Consider the following 26,548-nt stretch of genomic DNA (forward strand, 5'->3'; position numbering starts at 1 on the left):
ATATTTTAAAAAACATTTACTCCTTCTATTATAACATTGTAAGCGGTATTAGCAATTAAATAGAAGAGGGCAATACATGATAAAAAAAGATTATGATAAAAAGTATTTACTAGGCGGGGCAATTTCATGTTCTCAAGCAGATGGAGGGTTTAATGAAGGCGGAAAAGGTATTTCCACTCAAGATTTACGGTATCTAGATTCTACATGGACACCAGAAAAAATAGAAGAAAAGCATCAAAATAATCCATTTTCAAAAGAAGAATATAGTAATGCTCTTAAGGACAATAAGACAGACTACTATCCTTTTAGGCGAGGCATTGACTTTTATCATCACTACAAAGACGATATTAAATTATTTTCCGAACTGGGATTACAAATTTTTAGAACATCAATTAGTTGGTCAAGAATTTTTCCAAATGGAGATGAAAGCCAACCCAATGAAGAAGGCATTAAGTATTACCGCGATATGTTTTCCGATTTTCAGAAAAGTGGCATTAAAGTTTTTGCAACAATGGTTCATTACGACATCCCTGTTAACTTAGTAGAAAAATATGGTGGTTGGAAAAACAGAAAAATTATCAAATTTTTTGAAAGATATGTAACCGTTTTATACGAGCGTCTTGGTGACTTAGTTGATTATTGGCTGCCATTCAATGAAATTAACGCAGCAAAATTTTCCCCTTGGGATGGCGTTTGCTTAATTCCTGGTTCAGAAAAAGATATGGATCAAGAGATTTTTCAATGTTTACATCATCAGTTTTTATGTAGCGCCAAAGCTGTTCAATTAGGTAGAAAACTAGTTCCAGGAAAACCAGTAGGTGCTATGATTGCACGCTTTACAACCTATCCAGCAACATCAAAGCCAGAAGACAACTTGCAAGCTATACAAGACGACCAATATTCAAATTGGTTTTATCTAGATGTACTTGCACGGGGCTATTATCCAGAGTACATGAAACGATACTTCAATAAGATCAATGTCCATGTTCACTTTGAACCAGGCGATGCAGACTTACTAAAAGATGGAACTGTTGAATTTGTTTCGTTTTCCTACTATTTTTCACAAGTATCTACAAATGAAGCGAACTGGGAAAAAACAGCTGGAAATTTGATTATGACTAAAAAAAATCCATATTTAAAAGCGTCAGAATGGGGCTGGCAAATTGATCCAATTGGTTTACGTTTCACTTTAAATCAAATTTATGATCGCTACCATTTACCAATTATTGTTGCTGAAAATGGGTTAGGTGCTCTCGACGAATTAACAAAAGATTATAAAGTACATGATGATTATCGAATTGCTTATCTGAAAGCCCATATTGATCAACTTGACGAAGCCGTTAAAGATGGAGTCGATCTAATCGCTTATACCATGTGGGGAATTATTGACATTGTTTCATGCGGTCCTTTAACAATGGATAAACGATACGGTGTTATATACGTTGATTTAGATAACGGGGGCAAGGGTACTGGCAAACGCTATAAAAAAGATTCTTTCTACTGGTACAGGGATAGGATTAAACAGCACACTAAGAAACAATAAATTCAAAAGTAAAAAGGAGGTATCGATATGGATAAAAAGGAGTTAGCCCAAAAAATTATTAATTTTCTTGGAGGGCCTGAAAATATTAATAACTATTGGCACTGTGTTACTAGACTAAGGTTTACAATTGATAGAGATGAAAAAGCTAATCTATCTGAAATCGAAAAATTACCTGGAGTTTTAGGAACTACCATTAAAAACAATCAGTATCAAGTTGTCATTGGACCTAGTGTAGATACACTATTTTTAGAAATAGAAAAAATTTTAGGTGGTGTAAACAAGAATAGCAGAGATACTAACAAAACATCATCACACAAGATTAATGGAAAAATAATTTTAGATGTTATTTCTGGTGTTTTCCAGCCAATTTTACCTGCCTTAGTTGCTGGAGGGATGTTGAAAGGAATATTAGCAATCATTTTAGCCTTTTCTCCTACACTTGAAAAAAGCACTACAATGGCACTGTTCAGCTTGATTGCTGATGTCCCATTTTACTTTTTGCCTTTTTTACTAGCAATCTCTTCAGCAAGAAAGTTTAAGTTAAATGAATTTTTAGGTATTTGTATGGCTGGAGCCATACTTTATCCTACCTTTGTAGCTAAAATTGCTAGCGGAAATTCTGGATTAACTTTATTTGGACTAAAAATACCAGTTTTCAATTATGCCAATTCAGTTTTTCCAGTAATTTTAGGCGTAGGACTCATGGCCATAATTTATCACTTCATAGACCGTTTTATTCCTGACGTTCTAAAACTGGTTGTCGTCCCGGCTATTACTTTAATTATAGCTGTGCCAATTGCAATGTGGGTTTTGGCTCCCCTAGGCGCTTATGGTGGCTTATATTTAGCAAAGGGCATTGTATGGCTATTTAACAAAGCTGGATTATTAGCCGGATTTCTGCTGGGATTTTTCATGCCGCTGATCGTTTTGACTGGTATGCATCAGTCAACTTCACCAATTCAAATACAAAACATTGCAACTTTGGGCTATGATTACTTATTACCTGTTTCTTTTGTACATAACATGGCAGAATCAGGAGCAGCATTTGGAACTTCTTTACGAATGAAGAATAAGGAACTAAGAGCTGCTGGATTATCGACAAGCTTTTCGGCATTTCTCGGTATATCTGAGCCGGCCTTATACACTATCAACGTTGTTCATAGAAGCTCAATGCTAGCAGCGATGTGCGGTTCTGGCTTTGGTGGTATGTTGACAGTACTACTAGGCATTAAGTGCTTTGCTTTTGTTATGCCTGGCATAACTTCATTACCTGTTTACGTAAAAGCTGGACAAGGCTTTACAAATGTTTTGTTAATGATAGTTTGCTTACTAACATCTTTTTTGGTAAGTGCATTAGTAGCTTTAATCCTAGGTGGTAAAGTTAATAAAGAAAATACAACAGAACTCAAAACTAATAGTAGCGTCGAAATTGTATCGCCTGCTTCGGGGAAGATTGTGCCACTTCAAAATGTCAATGACCCTGTTTTTTCGAAAAAGACAATGGGAGAAGGATTTGCAGTTAAACCTTCATCAGGTAATATCTATGCGCCCGTTTCTGGAAAAATCACTATGATTGCATCAACCAAGCATGGTATTGGTATCACAACTAAAAATGGTATAGAAGTTTTATTACACCTAGGAATTGATACAGTAGATTTGAACGGAGATCCTTTTGAACTATTTATTCACGATGGTGATGAAGTAACTGTCGGCCAAAAAATAGCATTGATGGACATTCAAAAAATAGAAAAGAATAACAAAGACACAACGATTATACTTGTTGTAACTAATTCAAAGGACAAAATTAAAAATGTTACATTTTCAGATAATTTGAAATCAGCTACCGCAGAAAGCAAAGTTATGTTTGCAGATCTAATTTAAAAATCCACATTCATCTGCCAATTCATTTATTTGAATTGGCTTTTTCTATTTCTCGAGAAGTAATCAAATTAATAGTATTGGTTGCAACTATGCTATAAAGAAAAAACAAAAATTATATTCTTCATTCTTTTTAATAGATAAGCGCTCTTTGCCAACCTATCCCTAAAATTCATCCATCAAATCATACATTTGAATTTCAAATATGTTCGTAAAACCTTATAGACGTTGAGTCCTTCAACTAAATTTACTTATTTTGAAACCTTTTTTCTTAAATAGCCTAACTTTAGTATTTAACACTAAACATATTAATTTAGATATCTACTTTATTAGTAATGCTCATGTAATTTAGCATGGTTGAAAAATCAAAAAGCAATAAACCTATTTTTATGGTTTATTGCTTTTTAACATGTACCATTTTTATTTAACTTTACCAACAAAGTGATGCATAATCTAAATTGCGTAAAATCTATTTTAATAGCATCATTTTTAATTGTCTTAAAGATCCACACATATATCTGCTTCTTTAGTGTTTAAGCGACTAAATTTAGCAATTAACTTATAAATTTTCCTATCAAAAATCTTATATGCTAAATATTTATTTAGTTAGTTTTGTCATTTTAATTGTTTTCACTATTTCAAAAACACGTTCTCGTTTAACAAAACCTGTTTTGGTTTCCATTGCATTCGCTGTACCAGCTGCAATTGCCAACTTAATTGCACTTTCAAAGTCATATTTGTGCTCTAACGCATATAGCAATCCGCCAACTACTGAGTCACCCGATCCTTCAGTGTTAACTACAGAAACTGGATCAAAACTAACCTGATAAAAGTCTTTTCTGTGCTTAACTATTGCGCCCTTATCGCCGAGAGAAATAATTATGTTACTAACCTTATCTAACAAGCTATCGCTAATTTCATGTTTTAGCAAATTGCAGTCACGTGTTATAGGCGCATTTAATAATTCTGCCACTTCTTGCTCGTTTGGCTTAATATAGTCCGGCAAATTATTACTTTGCAAAACATCTATCAGTGCTTGACCGGAAGTATCTAAAACAACTTTTATTTCAGAATCAAGTTTTCTTATTAGGGAAATAATTTTTGAATAAATATTTTCACCTTTCATGGGAGGAACGCTTCCATTCAAAGAAATAGCACTGACCTCATTGTTTTTAATTAATGCTGTAACTGTCTCTAAAAGTTGATCCAAGCATCTTGAATCAAGAGGATCTCCAAACTCATTAATTTCTGTTTTTTTACCATCTCTTTGAATAATAGTGTAGCAATTACGCGTATTGCCATTAGTCTTAACAAAGTCACAATTATATTCGTCACTTTTAGCTTGGTCTAGTATGTACTGACCATTAGAACCAGCCAAAAAACCCGTAGCAGAAGTTTTAGCTCCAAGACTGGCTGCCACACGAGCAGCATTTATTCCTTTTCCTCCAACCATTTTCTTTATCAATTGCACTCTATTTAATTCACCAGTTTTTAAATGTTCAAGACGATATAGTCGATCAACAGAAGGATTAACTGTAACTGTAATATCCATTTTTATTCCTATCTTACGTAGTTAATAAATTACCTTAGTATATTTTGAATACTTTTTGACATTTTCTTTACTAATCTTCGAATCGGTAACTAAAAAATCGAATTTATCAAGATTTTGAAAAGTAATAATATCTGAATGATTTAACTTAGTAGTATCAGCTACGACCAACGATTTTTCTGCATGAGCCATTGCTATATTCTGAATATTACCTTCAGGAATAGTACTTGTTGTTACACTATTACCACTAATACCATTAGTAGAACAAATAGCATAGTCGAAGTTAAGTCCTTCAAAAATATTCTCAGCTTTTTCTCCTAAAAATTCTTCTGTATTTCTATGCAACTCGCCACCAGTCAAAAAAAGACGGCAATCGCTTTTATTAATTTCGTTAAAAGCTAGTAAGCTATTAGTAACAAAGGTTATGTTCTTTTTTATTAATAATGGAACTGACATTAATAAAGTTGTTCCTGCACCCAAAAAGATTGTCGAATTATTGGTAATTTTATTTGCCAATAATTTCGCAATTTCTTTTTTTTCTGAAATATTTTTTTGCAACTTTTCATTTGTTGTAGATTCAGTTTGGTAATTGCTTTTTGCACCACCATAAATTCTGGTAATTTGACCTTGTTCTTCTAGCCTTTTTAAATCACGCCTAACTGTCATTGAGGAAACCTGCAAACTTTCAGCTATGTCGACAGTTGTCATAAAGCCTGTTTTACGTAAAAGACTGTTTATGGCTGTTAATCTTTTTTCTTGTAGACTCAAAAAATCACTTCTTTATTTTTTTATTTTACCATCACGTTATAAGTATATCAAACAATCTATAACAATAAAAGTTCATCTATGTTAAAGTTTGTTAAATTTAGGTTGACATTGTTTGACTTACGTATTATATTGAAAACGTATTCAAAAGAGGAAGGAGGTTGTATTTTGTTTTACCAAGACTTAATTGATTTGCACATCAATGTTAAAACTGAGGAACAGCTATTTGATTTTGTGGGATCTCGTGTCATTGACCTTGACTATGCTAGTTTAGGCTACATTTCAAATTTAGAAAAAAGAGAACTGTCTTACCCAACTGGTTTACAGTTCCCCCTGATTTCTTTAGCTTTACCTCATGTTGATCCACAATATGTTAATCATCCATTTATTTATATTGGGCGTACAACTATGTCGTTAAAGCTCAAACAAATGGGTGACTGCTCAGAAATGACTGCTAATAATTTTTTATTCTTAGGATTAAAAAACGGAGAAAAACAACCCGAGCTTCTAGCTCAAGTTATCTCTGCATTTCAAGATGTACAATTTGTAAACCAATTTAAAGATACAAAAAATACAAAAGACATGCTTTATTTAGTTAAAGAAAAATTTAGGGGGTTATTAAAATGAAAACTATTTTAGTCTGCTGTGGAACAGGCGTTGCTACAAGCCCACAGGTTTCCAATAAAATTAATGAATTTTTAACCGAACAAAAGTTGGATCACGTTGCCAAAGCCATTCCAGAACCAATTGGTGAGGCCAAAACTACAGTTGAAAATGATTCTAACGTAATCATATATGTTGGAATTGCACCTGCTGATGCTGAGCTACAGGAAGCGCTTGATGCAAATAATGTTGTTGGTATGGTGGGATTGCCATGGTTAACTGGAATGCAACAAGATGAAGCTAACCAAAAGGTAGCAGATATTGTTAAAAAAACAACAGAATAAATTAAATAGTCAGAGGTGATCTTTATGGACTGGAACGGAATAGTTCAAGGAATCTTAGGCGTTGGCGCCCAAGTTTTAATTCCAATTTTAATTATAATATTGGGTCTTGTCTTTGGAATGAAACCTTCTAAAGCAATTCTCTCGGGACTTTATCTAGGCACTGGTTTTATCGGCATGTCGATGGCAATTAATCAATTAACCGAAACAGTTAGCCCAGCTGCAAAGGCCTTGGCCAAATACACTGGAATTAACTTACCAGCAGTAGATTTTGGCTGGACAGGTGCTGCTGCAATAACTTGGAGCTGGACTCTAGCCTTTTTATTCTTCTTAGTTGAAATTGTAGTTAATCTCGTGATGATATTTGCAAATATGACTAACACAATGAATGCAGACATGTGGAACGTCTGGGGTATTGCCTTGACCGCTTATATGGTTTACCAGATTTCTGGAAGTTTAATTTGGGGATTTGTTTGTGGTGCAATTCAAGTAGTTATTTGCCTTAAATTAGGTGATATGTGGAGTAAAGAAATTGCTAACATGCTAGGATATGATGGAGTTACTGTGACTCATATTGAGGCATTTACAGCAGTTATTATGTCCCCTATTAACAAATTAATGGACTACATTCCTATTTTCAATCGCGAATGGGATGCTTCATCCTTGAAGCGCAAAATAGGTGTATTCAGTGAGCCCGTAACTATGGGGGCAATTATTGGGCTAGTTCTCGCACTTGCTGGACGATACAGCATTGGTGATGCACTTAACCTCTCAGTAACCGTTGGAGCGGTCATGGCTATCTTCCCAGTTATGGCAAAATTTTTCATGGATGCTTTAACTCCATTTGGAACAACCATGAGTAACTTCATGAAAAAGCATGTTAAAGGTCGAACCTTTTCAATCGGTCTAGATTGGCCAATTTTAGGGCAAAGCACTGAATTGTGGGTAACTATGGTTTTAATGATTCCTATCTCCATTATTTATGCCGCTATTTTACCAGGAAATACTATTTTGCCAATTGCAGGAGTTATAAACTATTGTATTGGCGTTGGCGGCTTATTACTAACTGGGGGTAATTTACTAAGAATGCTAGTATTAGGCATTATTTACGAGCCAGTTTTCTTATATGGAGCTTCTTATTTTGCTGGTGTCTTCACTAAATTGGCAAAGTCCAGCACTTCAATCAGAGTTCCAGTCGGTGCACAAGTTTCTTGGAGTTCAATTGAAGCTCCAGAGTTAAGATTTTTGATGGCTTGGGCAGGTCGCGGAAATGTTTGGGCAATTGTTGGATTAGTTGCCTTACTTGCACTTTTCTGGCTTCTTTACCGTTCTTTCAAGAAAAATCCGATTCCTTCGTTAAGGTACAGTAAATTAAAATAGGAGCAAACTATGAAGAAAATGTTGAGTGAAAAATTTTTTTGGACATGCTTATCTTTTCTAGCTTTTGGTTTGTTTAGCTTAGCAATTATTTCTAAAAATTATTGGATAAATTTTTTTGTCATTGGTTTAAGTTTACTAATTAGTAAGAAGGGAAGTGATATCCTTTTTACTAAAAAATCTACTAAAAACAATTGATATAAGAAAGGAAATAATTTATGAAATATCCAGCAGGAAGAATTCCATTCGAATATGAGCGCGAAGATTTAGCAAAAGTCGTTCGAGAAGTGATGGAACGTCGTGATACTAATATAGTTGGTGGGAATATTAGTATTAAAGTTCAAGATGAAATCGGAAAAAACTACTATGTTATGACTCCTACCATGATGTCAGAGGCGTACATGGGTTACTTAACTGCTGATCAAATTTTAGTAATAGAGCCTCATACGCGTAAAGTTATTTCCGGTAACGGTAAAGTTACACGTGAGATTAATATGCATGAAGCAATATATGATACAAATTCGGACATTAAATGCGTGTTTCATTCTCATGCAGATCAATGCATGTTTTGGGGAACAAGTGGTTTAAATATGCCTAATGTTACTGAAGCAACTCAAAAGCTTAAAGAAATTCGTACACTTGACTGGCATCCAATGTGTACTGAAGAACTAGCCCGATATGTAGCGTTTGAAATAAAAAAAATTGGATCTAAAGCTCTTAGAAATGGCTTTATTCTAAATTCACATGGTACATTATTTACTTCCGGAGGAAATGATATAGATCCAATAACAGCACTTCACAAGTCACTGGCAGATGTCGATATCACAGAATATAATGCAAAAGTTGCCTATAAACAAACCGTTTTTCAACAAATTGGTGTCCTAGACGGATATTATTCTGAAGGTACAAGAATTGGTACTTGGGAAGACGTTAAAGCTGGAAAAGCACTTTACAATAAAAAAACACAAAATAAAAAGGGCGACTAAATAGTACCCCTTCTATAAAAATAACTACAATGACAATATAACAAACGCTTACTAATTGCAACTATAATTTCACCTTATTTATATTGAGATTCGGTAAGATCTTTTCAATCAGCAAAAACGCTGGAAATTACATTATTCCAGCGTTTTTATATTGTCATCTATTCGCTTTTTTTGAGATTTACATCAAATACTTAAGTTCTGCTTCCCTATTACTCAATAGTTTGAACCCAGCCTTCAGGTCCTTTCTTGTTGCCATACTGAATATCAATCAATTCGTTATAAAGCTTAGTTGTCACAGGACCCGTTTCAGTTTCACTGTGAATGACATGCTTTTTACCTTTATAAGTAATTGAACCTACTGGCGAAATTACCGCAGCGGTACCCATCGCGCCAGCTTCCTTCATATCAAAAGCCTCTTCCAAAGTGATTTTTCGTTCAACAGGATTCAAACCTTGCCATTCGGCTACTTCAAGCAAAGAGCGTTTTGTAATAGAGATTAGAATTGATTTTGATTTCGGAGTGACAAATTGACCGTCTTGCGTAATGCCATAAAAGTTAGCACCACCGAATTCGTCAACATACTTATGTTGACGCGGATCAAGATACAAGCAATCGGCATAGCCATTTTTGTGAGCTTCAACCGATGGAAGCAAACTACTAGCGTAGTTACCTGACGTTTTGGCTTGACCAGTACCAGCATATGCTGCGCGGTCATAATCACTAACAAGGTAATCGGCTGGATTCAAACCTTTGATGTATGCTCCAACTGGAACCGCAAAAATACGGAAAATATATTCATCTGCAGCTTGAACACCTAAGACATCTGAGCTACCAACCATGAATGGACGCAAATACAAGGTAGCGCCACTATCATATGGCGGAACAAATTCTTCATTGGCACGAACTACTTGTTTTACGGCTTCAACAAATCGGTCTTCTGGAAATGGTGGCATTGCCAAACGTTGAGCAGACAACGTGAAACGATGAGCGTTTTGATCTGGACGGAACAAGTTAATTTTACCGTCTTGTCTACGGTAGGCCTTCAAACCTTCAAAAATTTCCTGTCCGTAATGCAGTACTTCTGACCCTTCGGAAAGTGTAATTGTTGATTTCTCAGTCAGCTTCCCTTCTTGCCATTCACCGTCTTTATATTTAGCTTCATAGCGATATGGTAAATCGCGATATATGAAACCTAGATTTTTCCAATCAAGATCTTCTACTCGTTGTTTCATAACAATACACCTTTTTACTCCTTATAATACAAAAGCAAAGAATAAATTATTCTTAAACTATTTTAATTAATGATTAATTGCTATCTAATTTAGACTATTAATTTTGCAAAGTCAATAGGTTTTCACTTTTAGGCAATAAAAAATAATTACAGCTATTTTCACGTGGAACAACATCGAAATTATTATTTTTGGCAAAAAAAAGCCACCTTTTTGAGGTGGCTTTCATGAAGCAAAAACTATTCAGTTTTTTCTTCATCCTTTGCTTCTGATTTTGCAGCTTTATCTTCCGCTTTTGATGCAATGTCCAAGATGGCATCACCGTTTAAATAAACGTGCTTGTCATCAGCAGTGAATTTAATTTCTTTAGTATCAGATTTTTTCATCAGCAATTTAGCAATTGGTGTTTCTAAGTCTTGCTCAACTACTCGACGCAGCGGTCGAGCACCAAACTTCTTGTCATAACCTTTTTCAGCCAGATAAGACTTAGCTTCATCGGAAATTTCAACTTTAACATCTCTTTTAGCCAAGACATGTGACATTTTCTTTAGATAAATATCGATAATCTTGGTCATATCATTCTTGGTCAAAGAGTTGAACGGAACAATAGCATCTAACCGGTTCAAAAATTCTGGTCTGAAGTATGCCTCCAAAGCGCTAATCATTTTATCATGATCAACCTTGCCGTCTTTAAGCAGGCTATCTGAATAGCCAGCATTTGAAGTCATAATTAAAATTGTATCTTTAAATGAAACTGTTCTGCCTTGAGCATCAGTCAATCGTCCATCATCCATGATTTGAAGTAATGCATTAAATACTTGTGGATTGGCTTTTTCGATTTCATCAAACAAAATTAAGCTGTACGGTTGATGACGCACTTTTTCCGTCAATTGACCGCCTTCACCATAGCCAACATAGCCTGGTGCAGAACCAATTAACTTGTTAACCGCCATTTGATCCTGGTATTCAGACATATCCAGCCTAATTAAGTGATCTTCACCGCCAAATAATTGAATTGCTAGCTGTTTAGCCAACTCAGTTTTACCGACTCCAGTAGGACCCGTGAGTAAAAATGAACCAGTTGGACGATTATTGTCTTTGAAAACTTGCTTACGGGCAATCGCATCCGTAATAACATCAATTGCATGATCTTGATCAATAACTGCCTTCTTCAGCTTTTCAGCTAAATCAAGGTTCTTTTGACTCTCACTTGCATGCAACTCACTCATTGGAATTTTGGTCTTAGCTTCGATTAAAGCGTAAATATCTTGATCTGTTACTCGTGGAGTAGCCGCATCATCAACATGCTCTGCCTTATCACGAAGCTCTGCAATTTTCTTCTTTAAATCACTAGCTTTGGTATAGTCTTCATTTTTAGCTGCTTCTGCTTTTTCATGCTCTAAGTTCTGGATTCGCTTTTGCAAAGTAGCTTCATCACTTGGAATTGAGTCAAGACCCTTCTTAGCACCAGCTTCATCCATTAAGTCAATCGCCTTATCTGGTAAATAACGACCCTGAATATATCTTTGAGACAATTCAACAGCTAAACGTAGTGCGCTATCGCTGTATTTAACGTGGTGATAGTCCTCGTACTTCTTTTTAAGACCTTCCAAAATCTTAATTGTTACTTCAGTTGAAGGCTCAGGAACTTGAACTGGTTGGAACCGACGAGCTAAAGCAGCATCGTTTTCAATTTTACGGTATTCACTAGTAGTTGTTGCCCCAATTAGGTTCAAGTCACCACTAGCTAAGGCTGGCTTTAAAATGTTAGCAGCATCGCCACTATTGTTTTCAGAATCTGTTGAACCAGCACCAACAATGTTGTGAATTTCATCAATGAACAAGATAATATTAGGATTCTGCTTTGCTTCATCGATTACTTTCTTCAGGCGCTCTTCAAAACTACCACGAAGACTAGAACCGGCAACCATATCGTTAATGTTAACCGCAATAATATGCTTGTCTTTCATCTTGTCAGGAACATCGCCTTGGGCAATCTTTTGCGCTAGACCTTCAACAATTGCCGTTTTACCAACACCCGCAGGTCCAACTAAAACCGGATTGTTCTTTTTTCTTCTGCTTAAAATTTCAATTACTTCTTGAATTTGTTCGTCACGTCCAATTACTGGATCGTATTTATTGTTTTTAGCTTGTTCAACTAGGTCTACACCTATTGGTTTTTCCTTCTTAGGCTGACCATTCATTTGACCATTTTGTTGAATATCTTGTGGAGAAATGTTCATGCTCGAATAATGAACTGGAATCGAGCCACTATTATCATTATTAAAGAAAGAACTGTTTAGTTCGTTAAAAAGATTATCAAATTCGTTGTCAAAATATGCCATACATATACACCCCTTATTAGGTAAATTTTCAGTAATTAGCACTCGAACAAGTCGACTGCTAATTCCTTACATCTATTATTGTAGCAGGTTATCCACAGAATGCAACATTTTTGTTTAACTTTTCCACATTTATTTCCAAAACTTGTGAATTTGCCTTTATCTATTTAAAAAGCCTTGCTGCTGCAGCGTTTTTAGCTTCAACAACAAGGCTTAATTGTTCTTATTTTTGATATAAATTAAAGTGCTCGCATAAATATTTAGCGGTTAAACTCGTGCTCTTTTGAGAAATATCCACAGGTAAACCACAAGCAGTAATTCTTCCGCCTTGTTTGCCACCACGTGGTCCCATATCAATCATATAATCGCTGTTTGCCATAATATCTAAATCATGGGTGATGGCAATAATCGTTGCTTTTTGATTAAGCAACTTTTGAAAGACCTGCAGCAATGTCCTAACATCGTATGGATGCAATCCCACGGTTGGCTCATCAAAGACGAATAAACTACCGCTTTGCTGACGGTGAATATGACTAGTTAACTTCAGCCGCTGTGCCTCGCCACCAGAAAGTGCTGGCGTTGATTCACCCAGATGCAAATAACCCAGTCCCATATCATGTAGAGTTGTGATTGTTTTTTCAATTTTTGGTTGATCAGAAAACAAGTTTTGCTTTAGCGTATCGTCTACTGAATGATCTAGTACATCTGCAATACTTAAATTGTGCCACTTAACCTTTAACACACTCTGATTAAATCGCCGACCTCCACAAACTGAGCATGTCTCTACCATGTCAGGCAAATACTGTATATCAAGGGAAATAACTCCCGTGCCTCCACACGCAGGACAAGCACCCTCTTTATTATTATAAGAAAAATGAGAAGCTCGATACTTCAGCTTCTTAGCTAAAGGCCGACTGGCATATAGCTTACGCAAATTGTCCATGATATCAGTATAAGTTGCTACCGTTGAGCGCTGATTTTTGCCAACAGGTGCAGAGTCAACACTAATTACATTTTTGATTCCACTGTTAGACAAGTCTTTTACCCAATCAGGACCTGCTGTTCCATCTTTTTGTGCTTTTAATGCCGGCACTAGTGAATCGAGAATCAGTGTAGTTTTACCAGCACCCGAAAAACCAGTAATGGCTGTCAAACGGCCAATTGGAATTTCAGAATGAACATTTTGCAAGTTAAACCGCTTTGTTACTGTAAATGCGACTTTGCCTTCAGTAAAAATTTGCTTTTTTTGGGCACATGAACGCACGTAGAGAGATGCGTCCCCCTTTAAATATGGACCAATTAACGAGTTTTTATCCTGTTTTATCTCCTCTGGCGTACCTTGAGCAATTATTTTACCACCTTGCGAACCAGATCCTGGTCCAATTTCAACAATCCAGTCAGCTGCTCCAATAATAGCAGCTTCGTGATCAACAACTACTAGGGAGTTACCTTGATTGACCAGTTCGTGAAAAACGTCAATCAGGCCGGCAACATTATCAGGATGAAGACCAACCGAAGGTTCATCTAATACATAAAGCACCCCAGTCGTTTCCGTACGTAATGTCCGACCCAGCTGAATTCGCTGCAACTCGCCCGTAGACAAGGTATTGGCCTGGCGCGAAAGGCTCAAGTAATCTAATCCTAATTTTATCAGTGGCTTAACTTGGTGCATTAATTCTCCGGTAAGGTTTTCAGCTAAATTTTGCATGTCAGCTGGTAACCAGCGCAGAATCTCTTGCATATAACTATTCAATTCGCCCAAAGTTAGCTGCTCAGCCTCTACAATGTTTTTTCCAGCTACCAACTGATCCCAGCGACTCGGATCAATACGATAGCCTTGGCAACGAGGACAAGTACTAAACTTATAGAAAGCATTAATGCGCTCAAGTCCACGCTCCGACTTAGTAGTTTTGCGCGAATTAGCCACAGCGTTATATGCATTCTCATATAATGCATCTAGATGATAAACCCGACCAGTTGAAGACGGAATATCAACTGGTACTTTACGTTCTTGACCATGCAACACAATTTCTCGTTCAGCTTTAGTTAATTTCTCGTATGGAACATCGGTACGCACGCCTAGCTCACGCGCAATGCGCCACATCCAGTTGCGACCGGGAATTTGCCAGGTTGCAACCGCCCCATTTTCTAAACTTAGCTTTTCATTAGCAATAATTTTTTCATCGTCGATCTGCTCAACCGTTCCCAGCCCTTGACACTTTTTGCAGGCTCCATCCGAATTAAAGGCAAAATCTTCAGCGCTAAAAGCATAAAATTGTTGGCCACAAGTTGGACAAGTAATTCGACCCATTGCCTCACCAGCTAAATCCATTGCTTGAGCGATTTTAATTGTCGCAGGAATACGATGGCCATTCGGGCATACAGGTGATCCTAATCGCGAAAAAATCAAACGTAAAACATTAAAAACTTCGGTAACAGTTCCAACCGTTGAACGTATTCCTGGGATTGCTGGGCGTTGACGCAAAGCTAAAGCAGATGGAATATGACGCACTTCATCTACTTGAGCTTGACCTACCTGACTAATGCGCCTTCTAGTATAAGCTGCTAAAGAGTCAAGATAACGGCGTGCACCTTCAGAATAAAGAATTCCCATCGCCAGACTAGACTTGCCTGATCCACTTAGACCTGATATTGCAACAAATTTATGCAGTGGAATATCAACATCAATATTTTTTAGGTTATTAACCCGGCCGCCGATTACTTCAATTTTTGTTGGCTGTTTATGGTATTGCATCAATTATTTGCCTCTTTTTCCATTGGGTTTTAACTGCTTATTTGGTTTTCTTACCACCATATTAGTATTTTTTATAAAATAAAAGCAAATATCAGCCTAACGCTGCTATTAATGCAACGCAAATCATTTTGCTTCACGTGAAACAGCACTTAAAATACAACGCTAATCCATTAATAATTAAAGTGCATCATTGAAAACAGTCTAAGCACGGCTTATTACTTTAAAAATGTTCTTTTTCTTTATACTTAAGTAAATAGTTTTCCCAAGTAAAAAGAGCAGAATCTAAAACTCTGCTCTTATTTTTAATTGTCAAGTTGGTCTCCAATAATATTGCGATAAAAGTTAGCTTTGGTCGTTTGTTCATATGGAACTAGCCAAATAAAACCGATCCCAAAACTTAAGATGGCTAGAATTTCCCAGCCAATAAAGCTCAAATTAAGCACGAATAATTCCCACTTGTGGCCATTCATTAGCCTTCTGCTTTCGGAAATGCCACTTGTTGCATGGACTTCTTCGCCTCTTTTAACCATATCACTAACGATATAAGGTGTTAAAGCATAAGAGTATGACTTAACTATGCCAGGAATAACGAGCAATAATGTCCACAAAAATTGAAAGATACTACTTAAAAGATAATTTAAAAACTCTGGCACAAAACGACCTTCCGTAAATACGGAAAAAAGACCATTAAAAATATGATATTTGTGACCCTCAGTAAATCTTAAAAAGGTAATCGTCAAACTCAGTAAGAAAAACCCGCCAAGGAAAGAGACCCCCGAGTTACGACCAATTTGACCTGCCAAAAGTTCAGGTTCAAAAATTGAGGTGGTACTTGCACTGCCCATTGCATCATTTAAGCTATTCATGGCCTTAAATGCCGTGGAGAAAGCTTGGCCCCAAAATAAGTCGTAAATTATAGCGGTAACAATTCCTAGCCAAGCAGCCCAGCCCCAATTGCCACGAAGCTGTTTTTTCGACTCCGCTTTTAATTCAGCTCTAGTCATAAATACTCCTCCTTTAATACTATATTTCTATTATGATACTATCAAATAGCATAAAATAGCAAAGAAAATACAAAAAGCCTAGTTCCACCAACATCGGAACTAAGCTCACACAGTGTTTGTGCCGCCATTACTGACCACATATAGAAATTTGCATTTTCGCTACCGGAGAAAATGAGTACATTTCCTTTGGCGACACAACAAAATTTTAGCATGCAATCAATGAAAAAACAAGGTTCAACAGATTATATTCTTACTACTTTACTTGCTATCAAGCAATTGTTTCATAATTTGATTAACTTGACCTCGCAATATTTCAAACCTACCACGTCGCGTTTCGTTAGATTGAATAATCAACATTGTCTTACCATTATTTGTGGTCCGCACGAAAGTATAATAGCCTTCACCTGCACCATTAGCAATTTTAGTCTTCATTTCTCTGTTATTATACAAACCACCATTATAATAGCTTGGCGGTCCCGCTGCATATAGTAGCTTGCGGCTCTTTTTCGTCAGCATATTACCGGCTAGAATATAATGAAGCACTTTAGCAAGATCAGAGTTTGACATTACGACCGACCCGGCTCCTAGCTCATTATGAGCATCCCGCAAGGCTTTTTGATGTTTGATTACATTATAGTGACCATTGCGGTAAAAGGTCCCGGGAACTAAGCGACTTGCTACAATTTTACTGGGCTTAGACCACAAAAACTCGGTATGTTTTAATTGTAGCGGTTCAACATAAGTCTCACGGAAAAGTTCTTCATAACTCTTTCCAGTTATTTTAGTAATAATCCCGCAGAGATAGACATAGTTTAATGAGCTGTAATACCATTTGCCAAGCATGTTAGGCGTGTAAACAGTTTTGGTAATGTCACGCTGAAGATTGTCCTCATCCGAAATAAAATGTCGGCAGCCTAGGTTAGTGCCTGGCTTTAAATCAAGCCCAGCGGTCATTGCTAGCAGGTTTTCAATCTTGATTTTGCTAGCGCCGGGAACTTGTGGATAAAACTTGCTGAGTCGATCATGCAAACTCAGCTTTTTTTCTTGCACTAACCGCATTACCATAGCAGCAGTCATCGATTTTTGAACAGAATTAATGAGATAACTAGTGTCAGTAGAATTTTTTTCAGCATAGTTAAGTAAAACATGATTATTTTTAATAACTAAAACTGAGCCTTTGATGTTTAAAGCATCAATTTGCTGGCGCACTATTTTTCTTTTAAACTGTGACCTATTGGGCTTTTATCGGTTTTACTGTCTTCAAATAACTGTTTTTGCCACTTTTTGGTATAGAAGTAGTTATGGATATTATAATTATAGCGAGTATTTGCTTGTTTCATAAACGGTTTAATTGCCTGATCAGCGGCAACCCAACCTCGCCAGCCGAGGTGAATCGTGTCTTCCATGAAGTAATTCTCACAACCTCGTTTAGACAAATCCGCTACATTTTCAAAGCCCTGACTTGCTAACTGATACTTAATCTTTGAAACTGATTTTTGATACATAGTTTGCGATAAGCCGGTATAATTGGACCACTTTTGGTTGATTGGTGGAATAATGAATAGCACATTAGTATGTTGCTTAGCAAATTGGTGTAGCATCAACTCAAAATCGCTATATTCAACTGATTTAGTATAATCAAACTTCTTCTGGCTGTTCTTCAGTTTCGCTAAATTTCGTTTATTTAGTCGCATTTTGAAAAACTTATTATTGATTCCAAAAGCATTGGAATTAGTGTGACTAGCAGCTTGCTCGCTGGCAACCTTATCTAGCGCCGTAGTTGAATAGGCACTTGGCAACAATTTAGCCTGTTTATTAATCTTTTTAATTCGATCACGCAACTGGAACGTACTGAAAAATTTATCCTCATTGTTCAACATCCGGCGCTGGTTTTCAAGCAAAAAACGCTGTGTGCCTGTAAGTTTGCTGCCAGCCGCAACTCTCTTCATTCCAGATTTAATTACACCTTTTACTTCAGGCATTTGTAAGAAACGCTTAGCCGCGTAGCGATTCGTTACGCTATCCTTTTTTACCCCTAGCAAAAAATTGCAGGCCTGCAAAGGTGAGTAATAAAGTGCAAAAGCATCTCGATTTTGTCCTTGTTTGGTAAACCACTGAGGCGAAATAATCACAACCGCTTTTTTATTCTTTAGTTGTTCGGATGTTCCCTGCATCCCTAAAAACTGGGCTAATGACTGACTTCCGGGTCCCCCCAATAAGAACGGTCGATAATTACGGTGATATTTTTGCGCTAAAACACTAGGATGCAATGGATCAAGTCGCGATAACTCACTTGAACCATAGAATGGCACATAGTTGTCCTTAAAGGCATCTTGTTTCATCAATGAGCCCTTAAAAACGGTTGTTGTTTGCGAATTCGCTGCTTGGTAAATTGATCCTTTAGAAAAAGTACGTTCCCATGGCAACAGAAAAATGACCAATAATAAAATAATCGCGCAAAGAACTGGACCGAAGATATGCCACAGCCGGCGTTTATTATTCATTTTCTAAGTTTTCCACTTTTGCAACAATTTTATTTGGGGTATCCCATTCGTTGCGGTCGAATTCCGAAACAGGAACATCAATTTCAAACTTTTCCTGCAAATTAAGCAGCATTTGTACACTTGCCATTGAGTCCATCAATCCGTTATCAAAAATGTTTTCATCCATTCTTTCTGATAAATCTTCACCCGTTAAGTCTTGTAAAATAGCTAAAACTTCTTTTTTGATATCCATAATAAAACCTCTTAAATAAATCTTACTTTCTATTTCCAGCCAAACCAGAGCTCGCTGAGAAAGCCAGAGAAAATTAGAAAACTAAAACAGACAACATTGAATGTAACAAAAATCGCAAGCCCTTTTGTGAATTTGTTTGATGGTATTTTGTCTTTGTGCTTCTTTTTATACCTAATCCAACAATCGTTAATAATAATTGCGATTGCATGGAATAGTCCATATACAATATAGTACCATGTTAAACCGTGCCAAAATCCCATCACTAAGAAAAGCAACAAGTAAGCCGCTTGCGACAGCCTAACCGGGTTCTTAAACAGTTTTTTCTTCATTGCAAAGAAGGTAAAACGCATGTAAATATAATCACGGAACCAAAACGACAAAGTCATGTGCCAGCGATTCCAAAATTCCTTGATATTTTGAGAAACAAACGGCTTGTTGAAGTTCATTGGTGTATGAATTCCCATAAAATAGGAAATTGCTACAGCAAACAGCGAATAACCAGCAAAATCAAAGAACAAGTACATGCTGTAACAATACATGTAAGCTACTAGCCACCAGGACAGCTTTAATCCACCCTTGGCAGTACCTACAATTAATGCTGCCTTGGCAAGTTTTGGCAACCAGTAGGTGCCAAAAAACCACCCAAGAATAAATTTATACAAAAAACCCTGAAACAAGTAGCGGGTAGCTAGACCTAAATCACTAATATACTGTTCTTGCTGCGGTGCAGTGTCACATTCTTTAGCAAAGCGCCGATAACGATCAATTGGTCCAGATGAAATTGTTGGGAAAAAAAGCAAGAAACGCAGGTAAGTTGCCAGGTCCAATTCCTTAATGGCACCATCACGAACTTCCATGATTACCTGGACAGTCTTAAAGGTAATGTAAGAAATACCTAAAAAAGCCAATACGCCAGGTATTTTTGCCTTTGGAAAAGCCGTTTGCACTTTTACTAGTATCAACGGCACAATTGATAGAAAAACTGTTAGATAAAATACCCAGGTCTTGTTTTTACTGTTTTTTCGGTAGCGGAGATAACTGTATGTGATTAGCAGCTCGAATAACAAATAAATTATCAAGCTGATGCCTTGCTGCCATTTATCCCCGTTAAAGATGAGAAATATAAAGACTAATGAAAAAGCTGATTCATAAATCTTAAAGCGGTGTCCGTAATACAGACCTATAATAATTGGCAACAAACCAATCATCAGGTAGATGAAGTAGTGCGGATTCCCATATGGCTGCAAGTTAATAAAATTAAAATGCACTACTCATTTACCTCCTTAATTACCGCCTTAATGTCTACCTTGCCGTTCTGAGAAACCGGCAGTTTTTGGCGGTAAATGTAACGCTGCGGTATCATATATGGCATTAGATTTTTAGCCAAATCTGCACGAAGCACTTTAGTGATTTCGGCTTCAGAATAACGTTCTTGAATACCATCTTTTAGCTGGATTACGGCCACAATTTGTTTAACCGTGTGGTCTTTACCATATTTAGGAGCAGCAACACCATGGTCAACAAATTTGTTTTTACCAATATAATGATTAATTTCTTCCAGCTCAATTCGATAACCATTAAATTTAATTTGGAAATCAATTCTTCCCCGATAAAAAAGCAAGTCTTTGTCAAAGTAACCCTCGTCTCCAGAGCGGTGACTCATATACTTATCGGCTGGATCTTGAAAAAAGGCCTGCTTGGTTTTTTCAGGATTATTCATATAGCCCTTCGAAGTGCTCGGACCTTCAATGATTATCTCCCCTTCTTCGGGCTGGTCACCTTTGGTCTTATCAATGGTAATCCGAGTATCTGCTTTGACCTTGCCAATCGGTAAACGATCATATTTATTTAAAATCTTATCGGTAATTTCAACTTGGGTAACGGCAACAGTTGTTTCGGTAGGACCGTATGTGTTAAAAATTCGAGCATTAGGAAACTTCTTTTTGAGCAGCACAACTTCAGAATGCGGCAATTCTTCTCCGCAGAACAAAAAGTGTGTTAAACCTCGATGATGCTCTTCATCAAATGCTTTATCCAAAAAGCACATTTGCGCAAATGATGGCGTTGAAACCCACACATTAAATTGAAGCTGTGGCACTGTTCTAAATAGCTCGGCAAAGTTCTGAGTAGTATTATGCGGCAAAACTACTAATTTACCACCGCCTACAAGGGCGGGATATAAACTCATAACCGAAAGATCGAATGAATACGGAGCCTGAGCTAAAAAGCTTGGGTGCTCGGGCAAATCAAAATCTGTCATTTCCCAGTTAATAAAACTAAGCAAATTATTATGACTGATTTGCACCCCCTTTGGTTTCCCGCTGGTGCCTGAAGTAAAAATTGTATAAAAGTTCGCATCACCTTCAACGAAACTAGCACTATCAATATGATAGTTACCTTCCTTTACTTCATCAGGATATATAACCTGCATCTTGGGAAGATTTACTTTAGGCAGCTCGTCAATCGCAATAATTGCTTGAGCGTTGGCAACTTCCTGAATTGTTACTATTCTTTCCGGGTTAGAATAACTGGCAATCGGGATATAAGCATGGCCTGATTTGACGCATCCTAGAAAACTGGCAACCATCTCAAACGTTTGACCACCCCAAACCATGACTGGACTGTCTTGAGTGAGTTGTAATGCAGCTATTTTATGAGCCCAAGCATCTGACCGCTGCTTAAGCTCACTGTAAGTATTTGTTTGCCCAAGGTAGTCATAAGCAATCCGAGTTGGCTCAGCAACAGCTACTTCATCAATTTTCTTGATTACATCATTGATCATTTTTATACCGCCTTAAAATTCGTTGTAAATAAAGTGAACCGATGTAAGGCCGCTATATTGATACAAATAAATTAATGCCATTAAGATAACGCAATAAAATAATGTAGTTAGAACAAACTTACCAAAACTCTTTGCACGCGTTTCAGACTTTTCATTTTTTGCCATATGCTTTGAATCTCTCATAATCTCATTTAAATTTACTATTGAATATAGTACTACTATTACAAGCTAGCCCCAAAAATTTGGTTATTCTTTTACCAAATTTAAATATTTATGCTACTGCCACTAGCAATTATTACTGATCATTTAACTTTTGACACGCATTAAAAGCAAAATAGAGTGGAATAAAAACGATTATTGCAACAAACAATATAGCAATCACCATCAAAACAATAATGTTGTTAGACTTAAGCCACATTGAACTATTAGCCGTGCTTAAAACAAATACAGCAAAAGCAACAACTAGGAATAAAGCAATTAAGGCAATTGTCGAAAGATTAGATTGCCCTAAAAACCGATATAAATATAACCACACTGTAGCTGGTAATAGACACAGCCACCCCGAAAAACGAAGCCAAAAAGATATTTTTTTGCGGTATTGCTGTTTTTCCATTTATCTCCTTAGTCCTTATCAAATATTTACTGATAAACAAATCAACCATAATTATAGCAATGTCACTAATAACAGACAATTTTTCATTATTCAAAAATTTACCTTATTTGCAATTTCGTCATACTTTTTTCACATTTACTAGTTATACTGTGGGTGTGACGAGGTATAAGATGAAATACTCTTACATCATGTCACACTCAACTTTTTGTTTTTCATTCATACTCCTCCAAGTATAAATAATGAAAAAACCGAAATGACTTTACAGGTCATTTTCATATCTATCCCTTTCGACTCACGTGCGTTACGTGGGTTTTTCTATGTCTTTAAAACTTCTAAAGGAATTCTTTACTATTTCATAAGAGATTTTGCACCTTTACTTCATATTTTCAGTATATTATCTTAGATGTAGTAAGGAATAGCACCTTACTACATACTCCCACTTTTTTATTTCATTCATTCTTACTCCTTCAAAGTAGATGAAAACTAACAGGCTCGCAAATCTTGCGAGCCTTTTTCCTTTGTTATAGGATAAAGCTAGTACTGAATAGTTAATGAAAGGCCACTCTAAATGTTTTCTCCCTCAATACAACACTTAATCGAAGAAAAATCCGGTTCGTTCATCATTCCCGCAACCCGAATTGCTTTCGTAGAAGATGATAACCCGCTCTACCATGCTTTTTTAATTTTGACGCGGGTAAAATACTCTAAGATCCCTGTGCTTGACAGTAAAAGCCGTGTAGTTGGCTTGCTTAGCTTGGCAATGATTACTGACAAAATGCTAGAAACTGATACCATTTCAATTGAACCATTATCTGAATTAAAGGTCAGTGATGTCATGCAGACTGACTTTGACAAAATAAACTTTGCGCAAACTACACTAGAAACGCAGTTACACCTACTAGTTGATAACGCATTTTTGCCAGTTGTTGATGATTATGGAGTTTTTCAGGGCTTACTAACCAGGCGAGAATGGATAAAGGCTTTTAATTACGTTGTACATAATTTTGATAAAAAATATCAAGTGCAAAAAATTAAAAGAGAAAACTAGCAAAGAAAATTTGAATTTTTCTACAATTATTTAACATTTTTCAAGCGATTTATTATAAACTGTATTATAATTAAGTTAACAAAAATTTGGCGGTTTGACAGCTTTTATATATACATTATATATTAGTATACTATATATTTTTAGCTAATTATAGTGTGCATGTTTTCAATATAAAGTAGCTACGTATTTTTATGAAAAATTAAATAACAAATTGCCAGATTTAAGTTGCAGCATATGGGACAGCTGGGTAATATCCTGTTTATTAGTCAGAATGGAAGACACTGAAATGACAAGTAAAACAACTTCTGAACAATTAGAGTCTTTAATCAAAGCAATTATTAAGGACTGGACATATCCTGGTGGACAAGAACTAACGATTGAAGAACGGCAAGAACTAGTTAATCAACTAAAAGAAGCAGCACGTGATTCAAACGATATTAACGAAGCTAGAATCATCACGGATGCTTTTTATAAAGATAAAGTAGTTAAACACTTCCGCTTACTAGACACTAACTTTTCTTGGATTTTCGAAATTTTGCAACACGAACTAGTTTCTGCTAGTCGCTTACACAAACTGCTGCTTGATATTGCACACGAAGAACACTTCTCTGAAGAAGGAATTAAAAAAATAAACCATTATTTTGCTGAATCGAGCGATGATGGTAATAATGACAATTTCATTACTATGTCTTCCATGGATCTAATTGACTCAATTGGGCGAGCTAAGGCGTTCCAAGTCAATAAAAACAATGACAACGGTGACAGTACCAACTCTACACAACAAAAAGTAGTAATGAAACAGAGCAAAACTGATAACTACCTACACGTTAAGAAAGCAAATATAACTGCAAAGCAACCAGACGATAGCAATTCACGTTTAACTAAAACAAAAACTCACTCTAACAACATTATTAATTTAAAAGACTATTAAAAATACAAAAACTGTGCTGACTAATTAACTTAGCTTGTTATGCAAGTTCGTTAGGTACAGTTTTTTTGTTAATTGTGCAATGAAAAATTTAATGTAATTTAGACTTATTCTAATTAAAAATGACAATTTAGTGCTAAAATGGAAAACATGTAGTTAAATTTCATATTTATGGAGGCAATTTGAACTATGAGCTTAAAACAGCAGTGGAAGTTTTTCCTTGTACTCGCCATTGGTGCCATTGGTCTTATTTGTCAATTCGGTATTCACGCAAACAGTTTATTTACGATTGGTAATTTGCAGTTTCCAATTCAGGCAGTCATCATCGATATCGTAGGAATACTGATGGCTATTTCTCTGCTTGGTGAAATTATCCGTGACTTTAAGTCGGGACGTTATGGCGTTGACATTTTAGCCGTTATCGCTGTTATTTCAACTATTTTAATCGGGGATATTTGGGCCGAGTGGATGATTTTAGTGATGATGACTGGCGGTCAAACCTTAGAAGATTATGCCACAGGACAAGCTGACAAAGAATTGCGAACGCTACTGAGTAATTCTCCAACTATTGCTAACAAGATTGTTAATCAAGAATTAATTTCAGTCGATGTTGACCAATTAAACATTAATGATCATGTTTTAATTAAACCCGGCGAACAAGTTCCGGTGGACGGCAAAGTCATCAGCGGTTCATCAAGCTTTGATCAGTCTTCACTAACCGGTGAATCACTTCCCGTTCATAAAGATATAGGCGATGAATTAATGTCCGGTTCAATTAATGGTAACGTGGCCGTTGAAATGGTAGTCACGAAAAAAGCAAGTGATTCTGAATATCAAACAATCGTTTCATTAGTTGAATCTTCTCAAGCGGCACCGGCAAGATTTGTTAAAATGGCTGATCGTTATGCCGTTCCCTTCACAGCAATTTCACTAATTATCGGTATTGCCGCATGGATTCATTCAGGTAATCCTATTAACTTTGCTGAAGTTATGGTAGTTGCTTCACCATGCCCGCTGTTAATTGCTGCACCTGTAGCCCTTGTTTCAGGTATGAGTTCTATGTCCAAGCACCACATCATCGTTAAGTCTGGACCAACGTTAGAAAAATTAGCCACGGCTAAGACATTTGCCTTTGATAAAACCGGCACATTAACCGAAAATCGTCTAGTCATTGACGAAATTGTTCCTGCAGATACGGAAAACTTTAGTAAAGAAACCATCCAAAGTTATGCAACTAGCGTTGAACAGCAATCAAATCATATTATTGCCAATTCTTTAGTTAGCGCAACCGATAAAAATTTGCTTAAATCTGCAGCCAATATTAAAGAAACAACAGGACAGGGAGTCAGCGGAACTGTTGAAGGCTACGTAGTAAAAGTCGGCAAATTATCATTTGTAATACCAGATGAAAGTAAGGAAGTAAAAGCAATTAATGCAACGGCTATTTACGTTTCAATTGATGGTAAGTATGCCGGTTACATCACTTTTAAGGACCAGGTAAGACCTGAAAGTGCAGGCACAATTGAACGTTTGCAGCGACAAACCAATGCACATATCATGATGCTCACTGGAGATCACAAAGATGTAGCCCAAAAAATTGGTCAAGCAGTTGGCATTAATGATATTCGCTATGATTTATTGCCCGCAGAAAAAATTGAAGCAGTTAAAAATGTCGTAGAAGAGCACCGTCCAGTTGTTATGACGGGGGATGGAATTAATGATGCGCCAAGTTTAACCGCAGCAGATGTTGGCATTGCTATGGGTGCTAAAGGAGCTTCAGCAGCTAGTGAGAGTGCAGATGCAATCATTATGGTTAACGACCTGTCAAAAATTAACGATGCAGTAGCAATCTCAAAACATACTATGAAAGTTGCCAATGTTGATGTACTAACAGCTATTACAATTGTCATTATCATTGAACTTATTGCTTTTACAGGCATTATTCCGGCGTTCTGGGGAGCAATTCTGCAAGAAGTTGTTGACATGATCTCTATCAGCTTAGCCCTTTTAGCCAAAACAACCCCGAAGAACCCAAAACAAACAGGAGCTGTATCAGTTAAATAAAGCAA

23 protein-coding genes are annotated in these 26,548 nt (G+C 36.5%); 10 read left to right on the forward strand and 13 right to left on the reverse strand.

Annotation, left to right across the window (positions count from 1 at the left end):
* Positions 1–76: 76 nt before the first annotated feature.
* Both AC2JF9_RS05045 and AC2JF9_RS05050 read left to right on the forward strand, forming a co-directional pair.
* On the forward strand, positions 77–1,543 hold the full coding sequence (locus AC2JF9_RS05045) for a glycoside hydrolase family 1 protein (protein WP_500725705.1): 1,467 nt from the start codon (positions 77–79) through the stop codon (positions 1,541–1,543).
* Positions 1,544–1,570: 27 nt separating this feature from the next.
* Entirely contained in the window at positions 1,571–3,424 is a 1,854-nt protein-coding gene (locus AC2JF9_RS05050; RefSeq protein WP_500725706.1) for a glucose PTS transporter subunit IIA, read from the forward strand.
* Between the two features lie 595 nt (positions 3,425–4,019).
* Here AC2JF9_RS05050 and AC2JF9_RS05055 read toward each other — a convergent pair.
* Entirely contained in the window at positions 4,020–4,973 is a 954-nt protein-coding gene (locus AC2JF9_RS05055; protein WP_500725707.1) for a 1-phosphofructokinase family hexose kinase, read from the reverse strand.
* 21 nt (positions 4,974–4,994) lie between these two features.
* Positions 4,995–5,738, reverse strand: a complete 744-nt coding sequence (locus AC2JF9_RS05060; protein ID WP_500725708.1) for a DeoR/GlpR family DNA-binding transcription regulator — start codon at positions 5,736–5,738, stop codon at positions 4,995–4,997.
* A 165-nt stretch (positions 5,739–5,903) separates the two neighbouring features.
* Between AC2JF9_RS05060 and AC2JF9_RS05065 the strand changes: the two genes are divergently transcribed.
* Genes AC2JF9_RS05065 through AC2JF9_RS05085 form a run of 5 tightly spaced genes read left to right on the forward strand, consistent with a single transcriptional unit; the run spans position 5,904 to position 9,042 of the window.
* Entirely contained in the window at positions 5,904–6,362 is a 459-nt protein-coding gene (locus AC2JF9_RS05065; RefSeq protein ID WP_500725709.1) for a PTS sugar transporter subunit IIA, read from the forward strand.
* Complete coding sequence (locus tag AC2JF9_RS05070; protein WP_500725710.1) at positions 6,359–6,682, forward strand: PTS sugar transporter subunit IIB; 324 nt, start codon at positions 6,359–6,361, stop codon at positions 6,680–6,682. The genes AC2JF9_RS05065 and AC2JF9_RS05070 overlap by 4 nt, the downstream gene beginning before the upstream one ends.
* A gap of 24 nt (positions 6,683–6,706) precedes the next feature.
* Positions 6,707–8,059 (forward strand): PTS galactitol transporter subunit IIC, encoded by a 1,353-nt coding sequence (locus tag AC2JF9_RS05075; RefSeq protein WP_500725711.1) that lies wholly within the window; start codon positions 6,707–6,709, stop codon positions 8,057–8,059.
* A gap of 9 nt (positions 8,060–8,068) precedes the next feature.
* A complete protein-coding gene (locus AC2JF9_RS05080; protein ID WP_500725712.1) occupies positions 8,069–8,254 on the forward strand; it encodes a hypothetical protein in 186 nt (61 codons plus the stop codon).
* 20 nt (positions 8,255–8,274) lie between these two features.
* Positions 8,275–9,042, forward strand: coding sequence for a class II aldolase/adducin family protein (locus tag AC2JF9_RS05085; RefSeq protein WP_500725713.1), 768 nt, complete (start codon positions 8,275–8,277; stop codon positions 9,040–9,042).
* A gap of 209 nt (positions 9,043–9,251) precedes the next feature.
* On the opposite strand, the gene AC2JF9_RS05090 is transcribed toward AC2JF9_RS05085, so the two are convergent.
* The 11 genes from AC2JF9_RS05090 to AC2JF9_RS05140 all read right to left on the reverse strand — a co-directional run bounded on the left by AC2JF9_RS05090 (position 9,252) and on the right by AC2JF9_RS05140 (position 22,503).
* Positions 9,252–10,274, reverse strand: coding sequence for a branched-chain amino acid aminotransferase (locus tag AC2JF9_RS05090; protein ID WP_500725714.1), 1,023 nt, complete (start codon positions 10,272–10,274; stop codon positions 9,252–9,254).
* A gap of 236 nt (positions 10,275–10,510) precedes the next feature.
* A complete protein-coding gene (locus AC2JF9_RS05095; protein ID WP_500725715.1) occupies positions 10,511–12,616 on the reverse strand; it encodes an ATP-dependent Clp protease ATP-binding subunit in 2,106 nt (701 codons plus the stop codon).
* A gap of 220 nt (positions 12,617–12,836) precedes the next feature.
* Positions 12,837–15,368, reverse strand: a complete 2,532-nt coding sequence (locus AC2JF9_RS05100) for an AAA family ATPase (RefSeq protein WP_500725716.1) — start codon at positions 15,366–15,368, stop codon at positions 12,837–12,839.
* A gap of 302 nt (positions 15,369–15,670) precedes the next feature.
* Positions 15,671–16,372: a DUF975 family protein gene (locus AC2JF9_RS05105; protein ID WP_500725717.1), complete on the reverse strand. Its 702-nt coding sequence runs from the start codon at positions 16,370–16,372 to the stop codon at positions 15,671–15,673.
* A 258-nt stretch (positions 16,373–16,630) separates the two neighbouring features.
* Positions 16,631–17,581, reverse strand: a complete 951-nt coding sequence (locus tag AC2JF9_RS05110) for a serine hydrolase domain-containing protein (RefSeq protein ID WP_500725718.1) — start codon at positions 17,579–17,581, stop codon at positions 16,631–16,633.
* Positions 17,581–18,876 carry a D-alanyl-lipoteichoic acid biosynthesis protein DltD gene (gene dltD / locus AC2JF9_RS05115; RefSeq protein ID WP_500725719.1) on the reverse strand — a complete coding sequence of 432 codons (1,296 nt, stop codon included), beginning with the start codon at positions 18,874–18,876 and terminating at the stop codon, positions 17,581–17,583. The genes AC2JF9_RS05110 and dltD overlap by 1 nt, the downstream gene beginning before the upstream one ends.
* The gene (gene dltC, locus AC2JF9_RS05120; protein ID WP_500725720.1) at positions 18,869–19,108 is read right to left on the reverse strand and encodes a D-alanine--poly(phosphoribitol) ligase subunit DltC; all 240 of its coding nucleotides are present in this window, start codon (positions 19,106–19,108) and stop codon (positions 18,869–18,871) included. The genes dltD and dltC overlap by 8 nt, the downstream gene beginning before the upstream one ends.
* Positions 19,109–19,137: 29 nt before the next feature.
* Entirely contained in the window at positions 19,138–20,376 is a 1,239-nt protein-coding gene (dltB, locus tag AC2JF9_RS05125) for a D-alanyl-lipoteichoic acid biosynthesis protein DltB (protein WP_500725721.1), read from the reverse strand.
* Complete coding sequence (gene dltA / locus AC2JF9_RS05130) at positions 20,376–21,890, reverse strand: D-alanine--poly(phosphoribitol) ligase subunit DltA (RefSeq protein ID WP_500725722.1); 1,515 nt, start codon at positions 21,888–21,890, stop codon at positions 20,376–20,378. Before dltA ends, dltB begins: the two co-directional genes overlap by 1 nt.
* A 12-nt stretch (positions 21,891–21,902) precedes the next feature.
* Positions 21,903–22,055, reverse strand: a complete 153-nt coding sequence (locus AC2JF9_RS05135; protein WP_500725838.1) for a teichoic acid D-Ala incorporation-associated protein DltX — start codon at positions 22,053–22,055, stop codon at positions 21,903–21,905.
* Between the two features lie 130 nt (positions 22,056–22,185).
* On the reverse strand, positions 22,186–22,503 hold the full coding sequence (locus AC2JF9_RS05140) for a hypothetical protein (RefSeq protein ID WP_500725723.1): 318 nt from the start codon (positions 22,501–22,503) through the stop codon (positions 22,186–22,188).
* 568 nt (positions 22,504–23,071) lie between these two features.
* Here AC2JF9_RS05140 and cbpB point away from each other — a divergent pair.
* From cbpB to AC2JF9_RS05155, 3 genes are all read left to right on the forward strand, one after another.
* Positions 23,072–23,551: a cyclic-di-AMP-binding protein CbpB gene (gene cbpB / locus AC2JF9_RS05145; protein ID WP_500725724.1), complete on the forward strand. Its 480-nt coding sequence runs from the start codon at positions 23,072–23,074 to the stop codon at positions 23,549–23,551.
* A gap of 286 nt (positions 23,552–23,837) precedes the next feature.
* Positions 23,838–24,482 carry a hypothetical protein gene (locus tag AC2JF9_RS05150; protein ID WP_500725725.1) on the forward strand — a complete coding sequence of 215 codons (645 nt, stop codon included), beginning with the start codon at positions 23,838–23,840 and terminating at the stop codon, positions 24,480–24,482.
* Between the two features lie 186 nt (positions 24,483–24,668).
* Entirely contained in the window at positions 24,669–26,543 is a 1,875-nt protein-coding gene (locus AC2JF9_RS05155; RefSeq protein WP_500725726.1) for a heavy metal translocating P-type ATPase, read from the forward strand.
* The last annotated feature ends 5 nt before the right edge of the window (positions 26,544–26,548 follow it).

This window comes from Lactobacillus sp. C449L, from assembly GCF_059900815.1.